We start from the raw sequence: 13,064 nt of genomic DNA, 5'->3' as shown, positions 1-13,064 counted from the left end.
GAAGATATTGAGCGTGGCATGCCGTCACTGGCGGCCGGAGCTGCCGAAGCCGCCCGGGCCGCGCAGGCTGCTGTCGAAGTCGTCGACGACCTCGAGCTCGGCCTGAATGACCGGCACCAGCACATACTGGGCCAGGCGTTCGAAGGGCTCCAGGGTGAAACTCGTGCTGCCACGGTTCCAGGTCGAGATCATCAGCTCGCCCTGGTAGTCGGAGTCGATCAGTCCGACCAGATTGCCGAGCACGATGCCGTGCTTGTGGCCGAGCCCGGAGCGCGGCAGCACCATGCCGGCCAGTTGCGGGTCGGCGATGTGGATGGCCAGGCCGGTGCCGATCAGCTCGCAGTCGCCCGGCTCGAGGGTCAGGGGCGCATCGAGCAGGGCCCGCAGGTCCATGCCGGCGGAGCCGGTGGTGGCGTAGTCGGGCAGATAGTCGCGCATGCGCTCGTCGAGCAGCTTGACGGCGAGGCGAGGGCGATCACTCTTGGTCGGCATGGTGGGGCTTCCGCTGTCGTTCATTCAGGTGTTGTCGGGGTCAGGCAGGTCAGTGCCTGTCGCAGGATGGCCTCGGCCAGGTCCGCCTTGGGCTGCGGCGGCAGGTGGCGCTGGTCGACCTCGTCGCCGTGCTGCCACAGCAGCAGGGCGGCGTTGTTCTCGGACCCGAAGCCGAGGCCGGGCTGTGACACATCGTTGGCGGCCACCATGTCGAGTCGCTTGCGTGCCAGCTTGTCGCGGGCGTAGCGCTCGACGTCTTGTGTCTCGGCGGCGAAGCCGATGATGAAGGGCCGGTCGGCTCGGGCGGCGATGGTGGCGATGATATCCGGGTTTCTGACCAGCCGCAGCGTCATGCCGGCGTCGTCATCGCCTTTCTTGAGCTTGTGCTCCGCGGCGCTTGCGGCGCGGTAATCGGCCACGGCGGCACAGCCGATGAAGATATCCGCCCCGTCTGCATGCGCTTCGGCGGCGGCCAGCATCTCGCTGGCGCTTTCGACATCCACCCGGGTGGCGCCTGCCGGGGTGGCCAGCGCGACCGGGCCGCTGATCAGCGTCACCTCGGCCCCCAGGGCCACGCCGGCGGCGGCCAGGGCATAGCCCATCCTGCCGGAGCTGTGATTGGAGAGGTAGCGCACCGGGTCGATGGCCTCGCGGGTGGGACCGGCGGTGATGACCAGCCGCAGGCCGCGGGCCGGTTGCTCGCGCGGGCTGAGCAGCCGCTCCGCCAATGCCTCGGGCTCGAGCATGCGGCCGGCACCCACATCGCCGCAGGCCTGGTCGCCATGCCCCGGGCCCAGCAGTGTCCAGCCGTCTTCGGCGAGCCGGCGGGCGTTGCGGGCGGTGGCCGGGTGCGCCCACATGGCCTGGTTCATGGCCGGCGCCAGAAACTTCTCGGCGCGACTGGCCAGGCACAGGGTGGTGAGCAGGTCATCGGCCATGCCATGGGCCAGGCGTGCCATCAGGTCGGCCGTGGCCGGCGCGATGATGATGCAATCGGCCCAGCGCGCCAGTTCGATATGGCCCATGCCGGCCTCGGCCTCCGGGTCGAGCAGCGAAGTGCGCACGCTCTCGCCGGTCAGCGCCTGAAGCGTCAGGGGCGTGATGAAGGCCTGGGCACCCTCGGTCATGACCACGCGCACTTCACAGCCGGCCTGCTTGAGCAGGCGTGCCAGCTGGGCGCTCTTGTAGGCGGCGATGCCGGCGCTGATCCCGAGCAGGATGCGCCTTGCGGGTAGTGCAGACATGCTGTTGTCCAGGCGATAAATCCGTTGCCCAGCTTACCACTCGCAGCCGGGCTTGCGTAGCCGCCCGCTCGCCGGCCATGGCGACTACACTGAGCAGCGAGAGAGGAGTCGGCGTCGCCTGAGGCGTACAGCAGCGGCGCTGTCAGGGGCGGCAGGAGCACGCGGGCATGACCCGGCAAGGACGACGGGGATCGTCCGGGAGGCAAGGATGTCGATTCGTGACTGGCCCGAGGGCGAACGCCCCCGGGAGAAACTCCTGGCGCTCGGCACCGAGGCGCTATCGGATGCCGAGCTGCTGGCCATTTTTCTGCGCGTCGGGGTCAGCGGGCGCTCGGCGGTGGATCTGTCGCGGGACGTACTCTCGTCCTTCGGTGGTCTGCGACCGCTGCTGGAAGCCGACGAGACGGCCTTCTGCACCGAGCGTGGTCTGGGGCAGGCCAAGTATGTACAGCTCCAGGCGGTGCTGGAACTGGCGCGGCGCCATCTGGCCAGCCGCCTCGATCGCGAGGGTGCGCTGACCTCGCCGGGGCTGGTACGCGACTACCTGATGTCGCGACTCCGTCACCTCGGTCACGAGGAATTTGCCGCCCTCTTTCTCGACAGCCAGCACCGGGTGATCCGCTACGAGTCGCTGTTTCGCGGCACGCTGGACAGCGCCTCCGTGTATCCCCGCGAGGTGGCGCGCCGAGCCCTGGAGCTCGGTGCCGGGGCGGTGATCTTTGCCCACAACCATCCTTCCGGGGTTGCCGAGCCCAGTCAGTCCGACGAGCGCATTACCGAGCGGCTGCGTCAGGCGCTGGCGCTGTTCGAGGTGCGGGTGCTGGATCATTTCGTGGTCGGCGACGGAGAAGTGGTGTCTTTTGCCGAGCGAGGCCTGTTATAATCTCGTTTCTCGCTTGTCTGGCCCGGCCACCTCTGGTATAAAGTGCAGCCTTTGAATTCCCTTGGGTCAAATGACACGGGTCGTCCCGGTTTGCCCGACAGGTTTTGAACACTCAGGTTATATCCTGGCCAAGCGGTTGGAGGCTCTCATGTCCAAAGTATGTCAGGTTACCGGCAAGCGCCCGGTGACTGGTCACAACGTATCTCACTCTCAGCGCAGAACGCCGCGTCGTTTTGTACCGAACCTGCACACCCATCGTTTCTGGGTGGAATCCGAGAAGCGTTTCGTCAAGCTGCGCGTTTCCACCAAGGGGCTGCGCACCATCGACAAGAAGGGTATCGAAGCGGTACTGAGCGATATTCGCAAGCGCGGCGAGACGGTCTGAGACCGATCCTGCCCGCACAGCCAGCGCTCGATTGATTAGGGAGAAACGAAATGCGTGACAAGATCAGAATGGTGTCCAGCGCCGGAACCGGCCACTTCTACACCACCGACAAGAACAAGCGGAACACGCCGGACAAGCTGGAAATGAAAAAGTTTGACCCGGTGGTTCGCAAGCGTGTCACCTACAAGGAAGCCAAGATCAAGTGATCGGCTGGCCGGTACGCCCGGCATCTGCCCCGTCGGTCCCGCCCGTCTCAGCCCTTCGTTGATGGGTTGATGCGGCTTCGGTCGACCGCACGCGGCTTCCTTCCGCAGGCGAGAGCCTGTCCGCGAGAACCCGGCCCGATGGTCGGGTTCTCGCGTTTGTCATGTCGCCCCGCTGCAGGACCCTGTCATGCCCGAGCTTCCCGAGGTGGAAACGACCCGACGCGGTATCGCGCCGCATGTCGAAGGGCGCGAGATTCGCGAAGTCATCGTGCGTCAGGCGCGCCTGCGCCATGCGGTGCCCGATGACCTGGCCGAGCGTCTGGTCGGGGCCTGCATGGGGCCGCTGGGGCGACGGGCCAAGTATCTGTTGATGCCGGTCGACGGTGGTGCGGGCGGCACCCTGCTGTGCCACCTCGGCATGTCCGGAAGCCTGCGCATGGCGCGCCTGGGCGAGCTGCCCAGGAAGCACGACCATGTCGACCTGGTACTCGATGACGGTGCCATCCTGCGCTATCACGACCCGCGGCGCTTCGGTTTCATCGACTGGCTGGATGGCTCGGTCGAGCAGGACCGGCGCCTGGCGAAGCTCGGCCCGGAGCCGTTGTCGCCGGATTTCGATGGCCAGCGGCTCTACCGCTGTTCGCGCCGGCGGCGCCTCGCCGTCAAGCCATTCCTGATGGATAATGGCGTGGTGGTGGGGGTCGGCAATATCTACGCCGCCGAGGCCCTGTTCCTGGCCGGTATCGATCCGCGCCGCGAGGCGGGGCGCATTTCCCGCCAACGTTATCTGCGGCTGGCCGAGGCGATCCGCGAGGTGTTGGGCGCTGCCATTCATCAGGGCGGTACCACCCTGAGAGACTTCGTCGGCGGCACCGGCGAGCCCGGCTATTTCGCCCAGCGGCTCAATGTCTACGGCCGCGATGGCCAGCCATGCCGGCGCTGTGGCGCCGAGTTGCGCCTGGTGACCCTGGGCCAGCGCGCCAGTGTCTATTGTGCGGCCTGCCAGCGCTGACTGCCCCGACGCGCGCTGCTCCCTTTTACTTTCAAGCACGAGATTTTCGATGACCGCCCTACGCTCCCTGCGCCTCAAGAAGAACGCCGACCGCCGCCTCAAGGCGGGTCACCTCTGGTTGTATTCCAACGAGATCGATACCAAGACCACGCCGCTCAAGGATTTCGCCGCCGGCGAGCAGGCGGTGGTGGAAGCCGCCAACGGCAAGGCGATGGGGGTGGCCTATGTCAACGCCCATTCGCTGATCTGCGCGCGCATGGTGTCGCGTGATGCCGGCATGCAGCTCGACCGTTCGCTGCTGGTGCATCGCCTGAATCAGGCGCTGTCGCTGCGTCAGCGCCTCTTCGCCAGGCCCTTCTATCGCCTGGTGCACGGCGAAGGCGACCTGCTGCCGGGGCTGGTCATCGACCGCTTCGACGATGTGCTGGTGGTGCAGCTCAATACCGCCGGCATGGAAGCCCTGCGCGAGCCGTTACTGGATGCGCTGGACAAGGTGATGTCACCGCGCGCCATCGTGCTGCGCCACGATACCAGTGGGCGCCGCATGGAAGGGCTCGAGGGCGGCGTCGAGGTGCTGGGCGACGAGCCGCCCGAGCGCATCGAGCTCGAGGAAAATGGGGTGCGCTTCGTCGCGCCGCTGCTGGACGGTCAGAAGACCGGCTGGTTCTATGACCACCGGCCCAATCGGGCCTGGCTCAATGCCCAGGTGGAAGGCAAGCGCGTCCTCGACCTGTTCAGTTATGTCGGCGGCTGGGGCGTCCAGGCCGCCGCCCATGGCGCCAGCGAGGTGCTGTGTGTCGACTCCAGTGAGCGCGCCCTGCAGGGCGTCGAGGAAAACGCCGGGTTGAACGGACTCGAGGAGCGGGTTGCCGTGGGCGAGGGCGATGCCTTCGAAGCCCTGGCGGCGCTCAAGGCCGATGACGAGCGCTTCGATGTGGTCATTCTCGACCCGCCGGCCTTCATCAAGAAGCGCAAGGACATGGCCAGCGGCGAGCGTGCCTACAGCCGCCTCAACCGCGAGGCGATGCGGCTGCTGGGGCGCGATGGGCTCCTGGTCTCGGCGTCCTGTTCCATGCATCTGGGCATGGATCGTCTCACCGATGTGGTACGCGGTGCGGCGCGTCATCAGGACCGCCATGCCCAGGTGATCTACCAGGGGCATCAGGGCGCGGATCATCCGGTGCATCCGGCGATTGCCGAAACCTCCTATCTCAAGGCGTTGGGGGTGCGGGTCTTCCGCGACTGAGCCCGAACAGGGTGTCTGCGGGCGCCTGCTGTGTAGATAGAGCTGACGCCCGCCGATGTGTCAGGCAGTGTCACGGAGCGGTCATGAGGAGGAGCGTATCGTGAGTGAGTTCGACTTCGTTCGTGTCTTCGCGCACTCCAATCCGCTGCTGGTCAGTCATGTCGCCAACCTGCTCGAGTCGGCCGGCATTCCGGTCGAGCGGCGCAACATGACGCTGGGCGGCGCGTCCGGAGAACTGCCGCCCATGGAGTGCGAGCCCGAGGTATGGGTGGCGCCGCATAATCAGGCGGGTGCCGAAGCGCTGATTGCCGAGGCCCGCCAGGATGCATTGCGGCCCGACTGGGTCTGCCCGGGGTGCGGCGAATGGCTCGAGGGCGTGTTCGATCGCTGCTGGAATTGCGGCAGCGACTGCCCCTGACCACTGCCCTGGCGTACCATCTGCCCCCACCAACCTTTTGTCATGCCGGAAGGAAGCGCCATGTCCTGGGACCTGCCTGCGCCATTCGTGCTGGATCTCGAGGTCGAAGACTCGAGCATCGACCACTATGGCCACGTCAACAATGCCGAGTATCTGCGCTGGGTCGAGCGCATCAGCTGGGCGCATTCCGAGCATCTCGGCCTGAGTCTCGCGCATTATCGTCAGCTGGATCGGGCCATGGTCGTGCACCGGCACGAGCTCGACTATCTGTCACCGGCGTTTGCGGGGGATACGCTGCAGCTGGCGACCTGGATCGTCGCCTGTGATGACCGCCTGACGCTGACCCGGCGCTTCCAGCTTCAGCACGCCGGGACGCGGCGAACACTGCTGCGTGCGTGCACGCGATTCGCCTGTATCGAGCTGTCCAGCGGTCGCCCGCGACGCCTGCCCGAGGCGTTTCGCCAGTGCTATGGCGGGGCCCTGGTCAGCCAGTAGCCAGGTGGCGGAAGACTTTCTGTTTAATGTGTCTTTAACAGTCGTATTTTCGATGCCCTGGCGGTCCAGTCCGAGATTTTTTTGTTTTTCATGGCGCATCTCTGCGTGGAATCACTGTTGTGCTGTAATGGAGGTCGAATTGCTTCGACATCATCGTTCACGCATCGGAGGACCCCATGAAGATCGCCGTCCCGAAGGAAATCAAGAACCACGAGTATCGCGTCGCCCTGACGCCCAGTGGCGCCCGCGAGCTGGTCGGTCGTGGCCACGATGTCATCGTGCAGGCCTCTGCCGGTGAGGGTGCTGGCTTCAGCGACGCCGATTTCGAAGCCGCCGGTGCGCGACTGGAAAGCGATGTGGCCACCCTCTGGGCCGATGCCGAGCTGATCCTCAAGGTCAAGGAACCCCAGGCCGAGGAAGTCGCGCGGCTGAGCAGCGGCCAGACCCTCTTCACCTACCTGCACCTGGCCGCCGAGGAAGCCCTGACCAAAGGGCTGCTCGACAGCGGCGCGACCTGCATTGCCTACGAGACCATCACCGCGGCCGAGGGTGGCCTGCCGCTGCTGGCGCCGATGAGCACCGTCGCCGGCCGCATGGCGGTTCAGGCCGGCGCGCACAGCCTCGAGAAGGCCCAGGGTGGCTCCGGCATCCTCCTGCCCGGCGTACCGGGTGTCGCCCCGGCCAAGGTCACCGTCATCGGTGGCGGCGTGGTCGGCGAGAATGCCGCGCGCATGGCACTGGGCCTGGGTGCCGAGGTGACCGTGCTGGACAAGTCCATCCCGCGCCTGGAGACCCTGGATGATCGTTACCAGGGCCGCATGAAGACCGTCTTCTCCACGGCCGATGCCATGGAAGAGGCGATTCGCGAATCGGACCTGATCATCGGCGCCGTCCTGGTGCCGGGGGCGGCGGCGCCCAAGCTGATCACCCGTGACATGCTGTCCGACATGAAGCCGGGTAGCGTGCTGGTAGACGTGGCCATCGACCAGGGCGGCTGCTTCGAGACCAGCAAGCCGACCACCCATGCCGAGCCGACCTATGTGGTGGATGGCGTGGTGCACTACTGCGTGGCCAACATGCCGGGCGCGGTGGCGCGCACTTCGACGCAGGCGCTGACCAACGCCACCCTGCCGTTCGTGCTGTCGCTGGCCGACAAGGGCTGGCGCCAGGCGCTCGCCGAGGACAAGCACTTTGCGGCGGGCCTCAACGTCCATGACGGCAAGCTGACCTATCGTGCCGTGGCCGATGCCTTTGGCCTCGAGTATGTGGAGGCGGCGCAGCTGATCGGCTGACCCCCGGCGTCCCACCCGGCGTTGCGGCGCCGGTGAAAAGCGATGCGACGGGCCAGAGCCTCTCCGGAGGCTCTGGCCCTTGTGTGTCCGACATGGCGTTGGCGGCGTTGGTACCCGGGCAGGTCGCCTTGACCGGGGCCTCGCGTTACCATGGCGGGTATTCCCGAGTCAGCAGAGTCACGTCTTCATGACCGCAACATCCGACAAGACCCGTGTGCTCACGGGCATCACGACTACCGGCACCCCGCACCTGGGCAATTATGTCGGCGCCATCAAGCCGGCCATTGCGGCGAGCCAGGACCCGACCGTCCAGTCCTACTACTTCCTGGCTGACCTGCATGCCCTGATCAAGAGCCATGATCCCAAGCGCGTGCATCAATCGCGTCTGGAGATCGCCGCCACCTGGCTGGCCCTGGGGCTGGATACCGACAACGCCATCTTCTACCGGCAGTCGGATATCCCGGAGATCCCCGAGCTGACCTGGATGCTGTCCTGCGTCTGTGCCAAGGGCCTGATGAACCGTGCCCATGCCTACAAGGCGGCGGTGGCCGACAACGAAACGGCCGGTCAGTCGGACCTGGACAAGGGCGTCACCATGGGGCTGTTCGGCTATCCGGTGCTGATGGCGGCGGACATCCTGATGTTCAACGCGCAGCGCGTGCCGGTGGGGCGTGACCAGATTCAGCACATCGAGATGGCTCGCGACATGGCCGGCCGCTTCAACCATCTGTTCAAGGGCCAGTATTTCACCCTGCCGAATGCGGTGGTCGACGAACGGGTCGAGGTGCTGGGCGGGCTCGACGGGCGCAAGATGTCCAAGAGTTACGACAACACCATCCCGCTGTTCGTCTCCGAGAAGAAGCTGCTCAAGCTGGTGCGCAAGATCAAGACCAACTCCCTGGAGCCGGGCGAGCCCAAGGCCCCCGATACCTGTACGCTCTTCCAGATCTATGCGGCCTTCGCCACCGAGCAGGAAACCGCCGAGATGCGCCGCGACTACGAGAACGGCATCGGCTGGGGTGTCGCCAAGGATCGTGTCTTCGAATACCTCAATACGCAGCTGCGCGAGCCACGCGAGCGCTATCAGGCGCTGCTGGAGGATCCCGGGCACATCGAGGAGGTGCTCAGACAGGGCGCCGATCGGGCGCGCGCCGAGGCGGCTCCCTTCATGGACCAACTGCGCCAGGCCGCCGGGCTGGGGCGCTTCGTCTAGGCGTCGCGAACGGATCATGTTGACCACGCGGTGGGCTCTTTTCCCGCTGTGGTCGAGTCGCGGCCGGATCGCCACGGCGTATCAGGCCTGCCCATCAGAGACAGCGGAGACAAACCGATGACCAGCCAAGACAAGCGCCCTCTGTACATCCCGTATGCCGGCCCTCCCTTGCTCGAGATGCCGCTGCTCAACAAGGGAAGCGCCTTCTCCCGCGAGGAGCGCCTCGAGTTCAACCTGATCGGCCTGCTGCCCCAGAACGTCGAGACCATCGAGGAGCAGGTCGAACGGGCCTATCGCCAGTATCATCAGTGCCAGACCGACCTCGACCGCCATATCTATCTGCGGGCGATCCAGGACGACAACGAGACCCTGTATTTCCGCCTGGTCTCCGAGCATCTCGAGGAGATGCTGCCGATCATCTATACCCCGACGGTGGGGCAGGCCTGCGAAGAGTTTTCGAATATCTATCGCAACCATCGCGGTCTGTTCATTTCCTACCCCGACCGCGATCGCATGGACGATATCCTGCGCAGTGCCACCAAGGATCGCGTCAAGGTGATCGTGGTCACCGATGGCGAGCGGATCCTGGGACTCGGCGACCAGGGTATCGGCGGCATGGGCATCCCCATCGGCAAGCTGTCGCTGTATACCGCCTGTGGCGGGATCAGCCCGGCCAATACGCTGCCCATCACCCTGGATGTGGGGACCAACAACCAGGAGCTGCTGGATGATCCCATGTACATGGGCTGGCGGCATCCGCGTGTCTCCCAGGTCGAGTACGATGCCTTCATGGCGGAATTCATTGCCGCGGTGAAGCGTCGCTGGCCGAAGGTGCTGCTGCAGTTCGAGGATTTCGCCCAGGCCAACGCCATGCCGCTGCTGGAGCGCTATCGCGACGAACTCTGCTGCTTCAACGATGACGTCCAGGGCACGGCGGCCGTCTGCGTGGGCACTCTGCTGGCGGCCTGCAAGGCACGCGGCGAGGCTGTCGCCGACCAGCGCGTGGTGTTCGTCGGCGCCGGCTCGGCCGGCTGCGGCATCGCCGAGCAGGTGGTGGTGGCCATGCAGGAAGAGGGGCTGAGCGAGGAGGAAGCGCGAGCGCGTATCTTCATGGTCGATCGCGATGGCCTGGTCACCACGGACCAGGAGGGGCTGCGCGACTTCCAGCGTCGCCTGGCCCAGGACACTACGCTGGTCGAAGCCTGGGACGGCCAGTCGCTGCTCGAGGTGGTCAGGCAGGTGCGCCCCACGGTGCTGCTGGGGGTCTGTGGTCAGAAGGGGATGTTCACCGAAGAGGTGATCCGCACCATGCATGCGGGCTGTCCGTCCCCTCTGGTCATGCCGCTGTCCAACCCGACGTCACGTGCCGAGGCGCTGCCCGAGGACGTGATTCGCTGGACCGATGGTCAGGCCATGGTGGCAACCGGCAGTCCCTTCGCGCCGGTGGAACATGGCGGGCGTCAGTACCCGATCGCGCAGTGCAACAACGCCTATATCTTCCCGGGCATCGGCCTCGGGGTGGTGGCCTCCGGGGCCACTCGTGTCACCGATGGCATGCTGATGGCAGCCTCCCGGGCCCTGGCCGCCGCGGCGCCGGTGGCGCGGACCGGTGAAGGGGCGGTCCTGCCGGCGCTGGCGGACATTCGTGAGTTGTCCAAGGCGATCGCCTTCGAGGTCGCGCTGGAAGCACAGCGCGAGGAAGTGGCGCTGAAGAGCGACGAGCAGGCGATCCACGAGGCGATCGAGCGGCACTTCTGGTATCCGCGCTATCGCAGCTATCGGCGTCGCTCATACTGATCCCGGCAGCCCCGGATCCGGGGCTTGCAGCAGCCAGTCACACAGCAGCATGGCTCGCCCGCTCGCCCTGGCGTTGATGCGAATGTAGAAGTCGAGCGGGGAGGGGATGTCCTGCGGCACAAGCTGCACCAGCTTGCCGGTTTCGACAAGCCTGGTGGTCAACCCCTCCCAGCCGAGGATGGCGCCCATGTCGTCCTGTGCCGCCTGCAGCGCGATGATGTAGTTGTTGACGCTGAAGCCGTGAGCGCGCGGGCTCGTGTAGCCGAGCTGTGCGAACCAGTCTTGCCACCCCGTCCAACCGGTCTCTTCCGCCTCGAGATGAATCAGCGGCGCACGCTGCAGATCGTCGAGGCTCTGAATCCGCTGTTCCTCGGCAAAGCGCGGGCTGCCCAGGGCAATGATGCGGTCACGCATCAGCGCTCGACAGGCCATCGTTTCGGCATGAATGTCGCCGTACTTGATGCTGAGATCCCACTGTGAACGAGGGGTGTCGACGTCACTGACGATCTGTGCCACGGAGACATGGCCGTGATGACGCCAGAACCGCGATAGCTTGGGCGTCAGCCACAGCGAGCTGACCGCCGTGGTCGCGCTTATGGTAACGGCGGCCTGGCTCTGTTGAGTGCGCAGCTGGCCAATGCTGTCGGAGATGCCCTCGAAGCCCCTTTGCACCGCCAGGAGCAGGTAGGCACCGCTTTCCGTCAGCTCCACGCCGCGATGGTAACGTCGGAACAGCTCGCGCCCGAGCTCGACTTCGAGGCTCTTGACCTGGTGGCTGATGGCCGCCGATGTGACATGCAGCTCACTGGCAGCGGCCTTGAAGCCCTGATGGCGCGCGGCCGCTTCGAAGCATACCAGGGCATGCATCGAGGGCAGGTCATACAAACGTTTTGGCATAGTCACATTGTCGCATGGCGCCGGTGTCGGTCAGTATCCGATGCATTTTTATCAAAGGCCAGTGATGCATCAAAGCGGAATGCGCCGGTCACCGTCTGGCTAAATACAGCTAAGTCAGGAAGGGTTTTTTTGAAGTTGTGGCAGGAGGCGCCCTGGCCTAGCGTCGGAAGAGGCACCTTTTCATGCAGACAAGGACACTCGACCATGACGCCATCTACCCTTGACCTGCCGGCCATGCTGGCGCGCCGCCGTCCCGGCTACTCTCTCGAGCGCCCCTTTTATACGTCGCAGGCGCTCTTCGAGCTCGACCTCGAGAGGATCTTCTATCGCCAGTGGTTGTATGCCATTCCGGCCTGCCAACTAGCCAAGCCGGGGCACTACGTGACCCATCGCGTCGGTGCCTACAACCTCGTTCTGGTGCGCGGCCAGGATGGCAGGATTCGCGCCTTCCACAATACCTGCCGGCATCGCGGTTCCATCCTGTGCAACAAACCCCAGGGCAGCGTTGCCAAGCTGGTGTGCCCCTATCACCAGTGGACCTACGAGCTGGATGGCCGACTCCTGTGGGCACGCTCCATGGGCGACGATTTCGACCCGGCCGAGCACGGCCTGAAGCGCGTTCACTGTCGCGAGCTGTGCGGCCTGGTCTATATCTGCCTGGCCGACGAGGCGCCGGACTTCGACGCCTTTGCCGAGCTGGCGGAGCCTTACCTCGGTGTACATGAGCTCGCGGACGCCAGGGTGGCGCATGTCTCGACCATCGTCGAGCAGGCCAACTGGAAGCTGGTGTGGGAGAACAACCGCGAGTGTTACCACTGCAGTGTCTGTCACCCCTCGCTGTGCCATTCGTTCGATGTCGATCCCGATATTGCCGGTGTGCGGCCGGATGGCAGTGTAGCACCGCGCCTGCAGGCGCATTTCGAGCGCTGTGAACAGGCCGGGGTGGCAGCGCAGTTTCGCATGGATCCGGCAGGGCAATACCGGCTGGCCCGCATGCCGCTGCAGGCCGGGGCGGTCAGCTATACCCTGGATGGCCAGGTCGGGGTTCAGCGTCCGCTGGGGCGAGTCGGTATTCCCGACGCCGGCACGCTGATGAAGTTTCATTACCCGAGCACCTGGTGTCACCTGCTGCCCGACCAGGCCATGACGTTTCGCGTCAACCCGCTCGGTCCGACCTCAACCGAGGTCACCACCACCTGGCTGGTTCACAAGGACGCCGTGGAGGGCGTGGACTACGACCTCGAGCGGCTGACCCGGGTGTGGATCGACACCAACAACGAGGATCGCGAGATCGTCGAGGATAATCAGCGTGGCATCCTGTCACCGGCCTACGAACCGGGGCCCTATTCGCCGGAAGAAGAAAGCGGCGTGGCGCAGTTCGTCGAATGGTACTGCGACGCGCTGCAGGGCGCTGGGCAGGAGGATCGCCAGGCCAGGGAGTGCGCGACGCGGCGCACTCAGGCCGGGTAGGGTGTGGTGCCCGC

At 65.5% G+C, this 13,064-nt stretch carries 14 protein-coding genes; 11 read left to right on the top strand and 3 right to left on the bottom strand.

Features of this window, described 5'->3' with window-relative positions; genetic code table 11:
- Positions 1–24: 24 nt before the first annotated feature.
- A complete protein-coding gene (gene dut, locus QWY79_RS03995; protein WP_290270115.1) occupies positions 25–492 on the bottom strand; it encodes a dUTP diphosphatase in 468 nt (155 codons plus the stop codon).
- A gap of 20 nt (positions 493–512) precedes the next feature.
- A complete protein-coding gene (gene coaBC, locus QWY79_RS03990; RefSeq protein ID WP_290270114.1) occupies positions 513–1,736 on the bottom strand; it encodes a bifunctional phosphopantothenoylcysteine decarboxylase/phosphopantothenate--cysteine ligase CoaBC in 1,224 nt (407 codons plus the stop codon).
- 208 nt (positions 1,737–1,944) lie between these two features.
- Between coaBC and radC the strand changes: the two genes are divergently transcribed.
- The 10 genes from radC to QWY79_RS03940 all read left to right on the top strand — a co-directional run bounded on the left by radC (position 1,945) and on the right by QWY79_RS03940 (position 10,683).
- Entirely contained in the window at positions 1,945–2,619 is a 675-nt protein-coding gene (radC, locus tag QWY79_RS03985; RefSeq protein ID WP_290270113.1) for a RadC family protein, read from the top strand.
- A 148-nt stretch (positions 2,620–2,767) separates the two neighbouring features.
- Positions 2,768–3,004, top strand: a complete 237-nt coding sequence (gene rpmB, locus QWY79_RS03980) for a 50S ribosomal protein L28 (protein WP_141321150.1) — start codon at positions 2,768–2,770, stop codon at positions 3,002–3,004.
- Positions 3,005–3,054: 50 nt separating this feature from the next.
- Positions 3,055–3,210 (top strand): 50S ribosomal protein L33, encoded by a 156-nt coding sequence (gene rpmG / locus QWY79_RS03975; RefSeq protein ID WP_141321147.1) that lies wholly within the window; start codon positions 3,055–3,057, stop codon positions 3,208–3,210.
- Between the two features lie 187 nt (positions 3,211–3,397).
- A complete protein-coding gene (mutM, locus tag QWY79_RS03970; protein WP_290270110.1) occupies positions 3,398–4,222 on the top strand; it encodes a bifunctional DNA-formamidopyrimidine glycosylase/DNA-(apurinic or apyrimidinic site) lyase in 825 nt (274 codons plus the stop codon).
- Between the two features lie 49 nt (positions 4,223–4,271).
- The gene (locus QWY79_RS03965; RefSeq protein WP_290270109.1) at positions 4,272–5,468 is read left to right on the top strand and encodes a class I SAM-dependent rRNA methyltransferase; all 1,197 of its coding nucleotides are present in this window, start codon (positions 4,272–4,274) and stop codon (positions 5,466–5,468) included.
- A gap of 100 nt (positions 5,469–5,568) precedes the next feature.
- The gene (locus QWY79_RS03960; protein ID WP_290270108.1) at positions 5,569–5,886 is read left to right on the top strand and encodes a putative signal transducing protein; all 318 of its coding nucleotides are present in this window, start codon (positions 5,569–5,571) and stop codon (positions 5,884–5,886) included.
- Between the two features lie 60 nt (positions 5,887–5,946).
- Positions 5,947–6,381 carry an acyl-CoA thioesterase gene (locus tag QWY79_RS03955; RefSeq protein ID WP_290270106.1) on the top strand — a complete coding sequence of 145 codons (435 nt, stop codon included), beginning with the start codon at positions 5,947–5,949 and terminating at the stop codon, positions 6,379–6,381.
- Positions 6,382–6,557: 176 nt separating this feature from the next.
- Complete coding sequence (ald, locus tag QWY79_RS03950; protein ID WP_141321137.1) at positions 6,558–7,673, top strand: alanine dehydrogenase; 1,116 nt, start codon at positions 6,558–6,560, stop codon at positions 7,671–7,673.
- 187 nt (positions 7,674–7,860) lie between these two features.
- A complete protein-coding gene (trpS, locus tag QWY79_RS03945) occupies positions 7,861–8,886 on the top strand; it encodes a tryptophan--tRNA ligase (RefSeq protein WP_290270102.1) in 1,026 nt (341 codons plus the stop codon).
- A gap of 117 nt (positions 8,887–9,003) precedes the next feature.
- Positions 9,004–10,683 carry an NAD-dependent malic enzyme gene (locus QWY79_RS03940; RefSeq protein ID WP_141321947.1) on the top strand — a complete coding sequence of 560 codons (1,680 nt, stop codon included), beginning with the start codon at positions 9,004–9,006 and terminating at the stop codon, positions 10,681–10,683.
- Here the strand turns inward: QWY79_RS03940 and QWY79_RS03935 are convergent.
- Positions 10,675–11,580, bottom strand: coding sequence for a LysR substrate-binding domain-containing protein (locus QWY79_RS03935; RefSeq protein ID WP_290270099.1), 906 nt, complete (start codon positions 11,578–11,580; stop codon positions 10,675–10,677). The genes QWY79_RS03940 and QWY79_RS03935 overlap by 9 nt on opposite strands.
- A 204-nt stretch (positions 11,581–11,784) precedes the next feature.
- Between QWY79_RS03935 and QWY79_RS03930 the strand changes: the two genes are divergently transcribed.
- Complete coding sequence (locus QWY79_RS03930; protein WP_290270097.1) at positions 11,785–13,050, top strand: aromatic ring-hydroxylating oxygenase subunit alpha; 1,266 nt, start codon at positions 11,785–11,787, stop codon at positions 13,048–13,050.
- The last annotated feature ends 14 nt before the right edge of the window (positions 13,051–13,064 follow it).

The organism is Halomonas sabkhae (assembly GCF_030409265.1).
GTDB classification, from domain to species: domain Bacteria; phylum Pseudomonadota; class Gammaproteobacteria; order Pseudomonadales; family Halomonadaceae; genus Halomonas; species Halomonas halmophila.
Note: the sequence above shows the minus strand (reverse complement) of the source record. Positions and strands in the feature narration are given on the sequence as shown.

Excerpts from the sequence above, each read along its gene's own strand:
- dut (WP_290270115.1), bottom strand. The coding sequence starts at position 492 with ATGCCGACCAAGAGTGATCGCCCTCGCCTCGCCGTCAAGCTGCTCGAC.
- coaBC (WP_290270114.1), bottom strand. The coding sequence starts at position 1,736 with ATGTCTGCACTACCCGCAAGGCGCATCCTGCTCGGGATCAGCGCCGGC.
- radC (WP_290270113.1), top strand. The coding sequence starts at position 1,945 with ATGTCGATTCGTGACTGGCCCGAGGGCGAACGCCCCCGGGAGAAACTC.
- rpmB (WP_141321150.1), top strand. The coding sequence starts at position 2,768 with ATGTCCAAAGTATGTCAGGTTACCGGCAAGCGCCCGGTGACTGGTCAC.
- rpmG (WP_141321147.1), top strand. The coding sequence starts at position 3,055 with ATGCGTGACAAGATCAGAATGGTGTCCAGCGCCGGAACCGGCCACTTC.
- mutM (WP_290270110.1), top strand. The coding sequence starts at position 3,398 with ATGCCCGAGCTTCCCGAGGTGGAAACGACCCGACGCGGTATCGCGCCG.
- QWY79_RS03965 (WP_290270109.1), top strand. The coding sequence starts at position 4,272 with ATGACCGCCCTACGCTCCCTGCGCCTCAAGAAGAACGCCGACCGCCGC.
- QWY79_RS03955 (WP_290270106.1), top strand. The coding sequence starts at position 5,947 with ATGTCCTGGGACCTGCCTGCGCCATTCGTGCTGGATCTCGAGGTCGAA.
- ald (WP_141321137.1), top strand. The coding sequence starts at position 6,558 with ATGAAGATCGCCGTCCCGAAGGAAATCAAGAACCACGAGTATCGCGTC.
- trpS (WP_290270102.1), top strand. The coding sequence starts at position 7,861 with ATGACCGCAACATCCGACAAGACCCGTGTGCTCACGGGCATCACGACT.
- QWY79_RS03940 (WP_141321947.1), top strand. The coding sequence starts at position 9,004 with ATGACCAGCCAAGACAAGCGCCCTCTGTACATCCCGTATGCCGGCCCT.
- QWY79_RS03935 (WP_290270099.1), bottom strand. The coding sequence starts at position 11,580 with ATGCCAAAACGTTTGTATGACCTGCCCTCGATGCATGCCCTGGTATGC.
- QWY79_RS03930 (WP_290270097.1), top strand. The coding sequence starts at position 11,785 with ATGACGCCATCTACCCTTGACCTGCCGGCCATGCTGGCGCGCCGCCGT.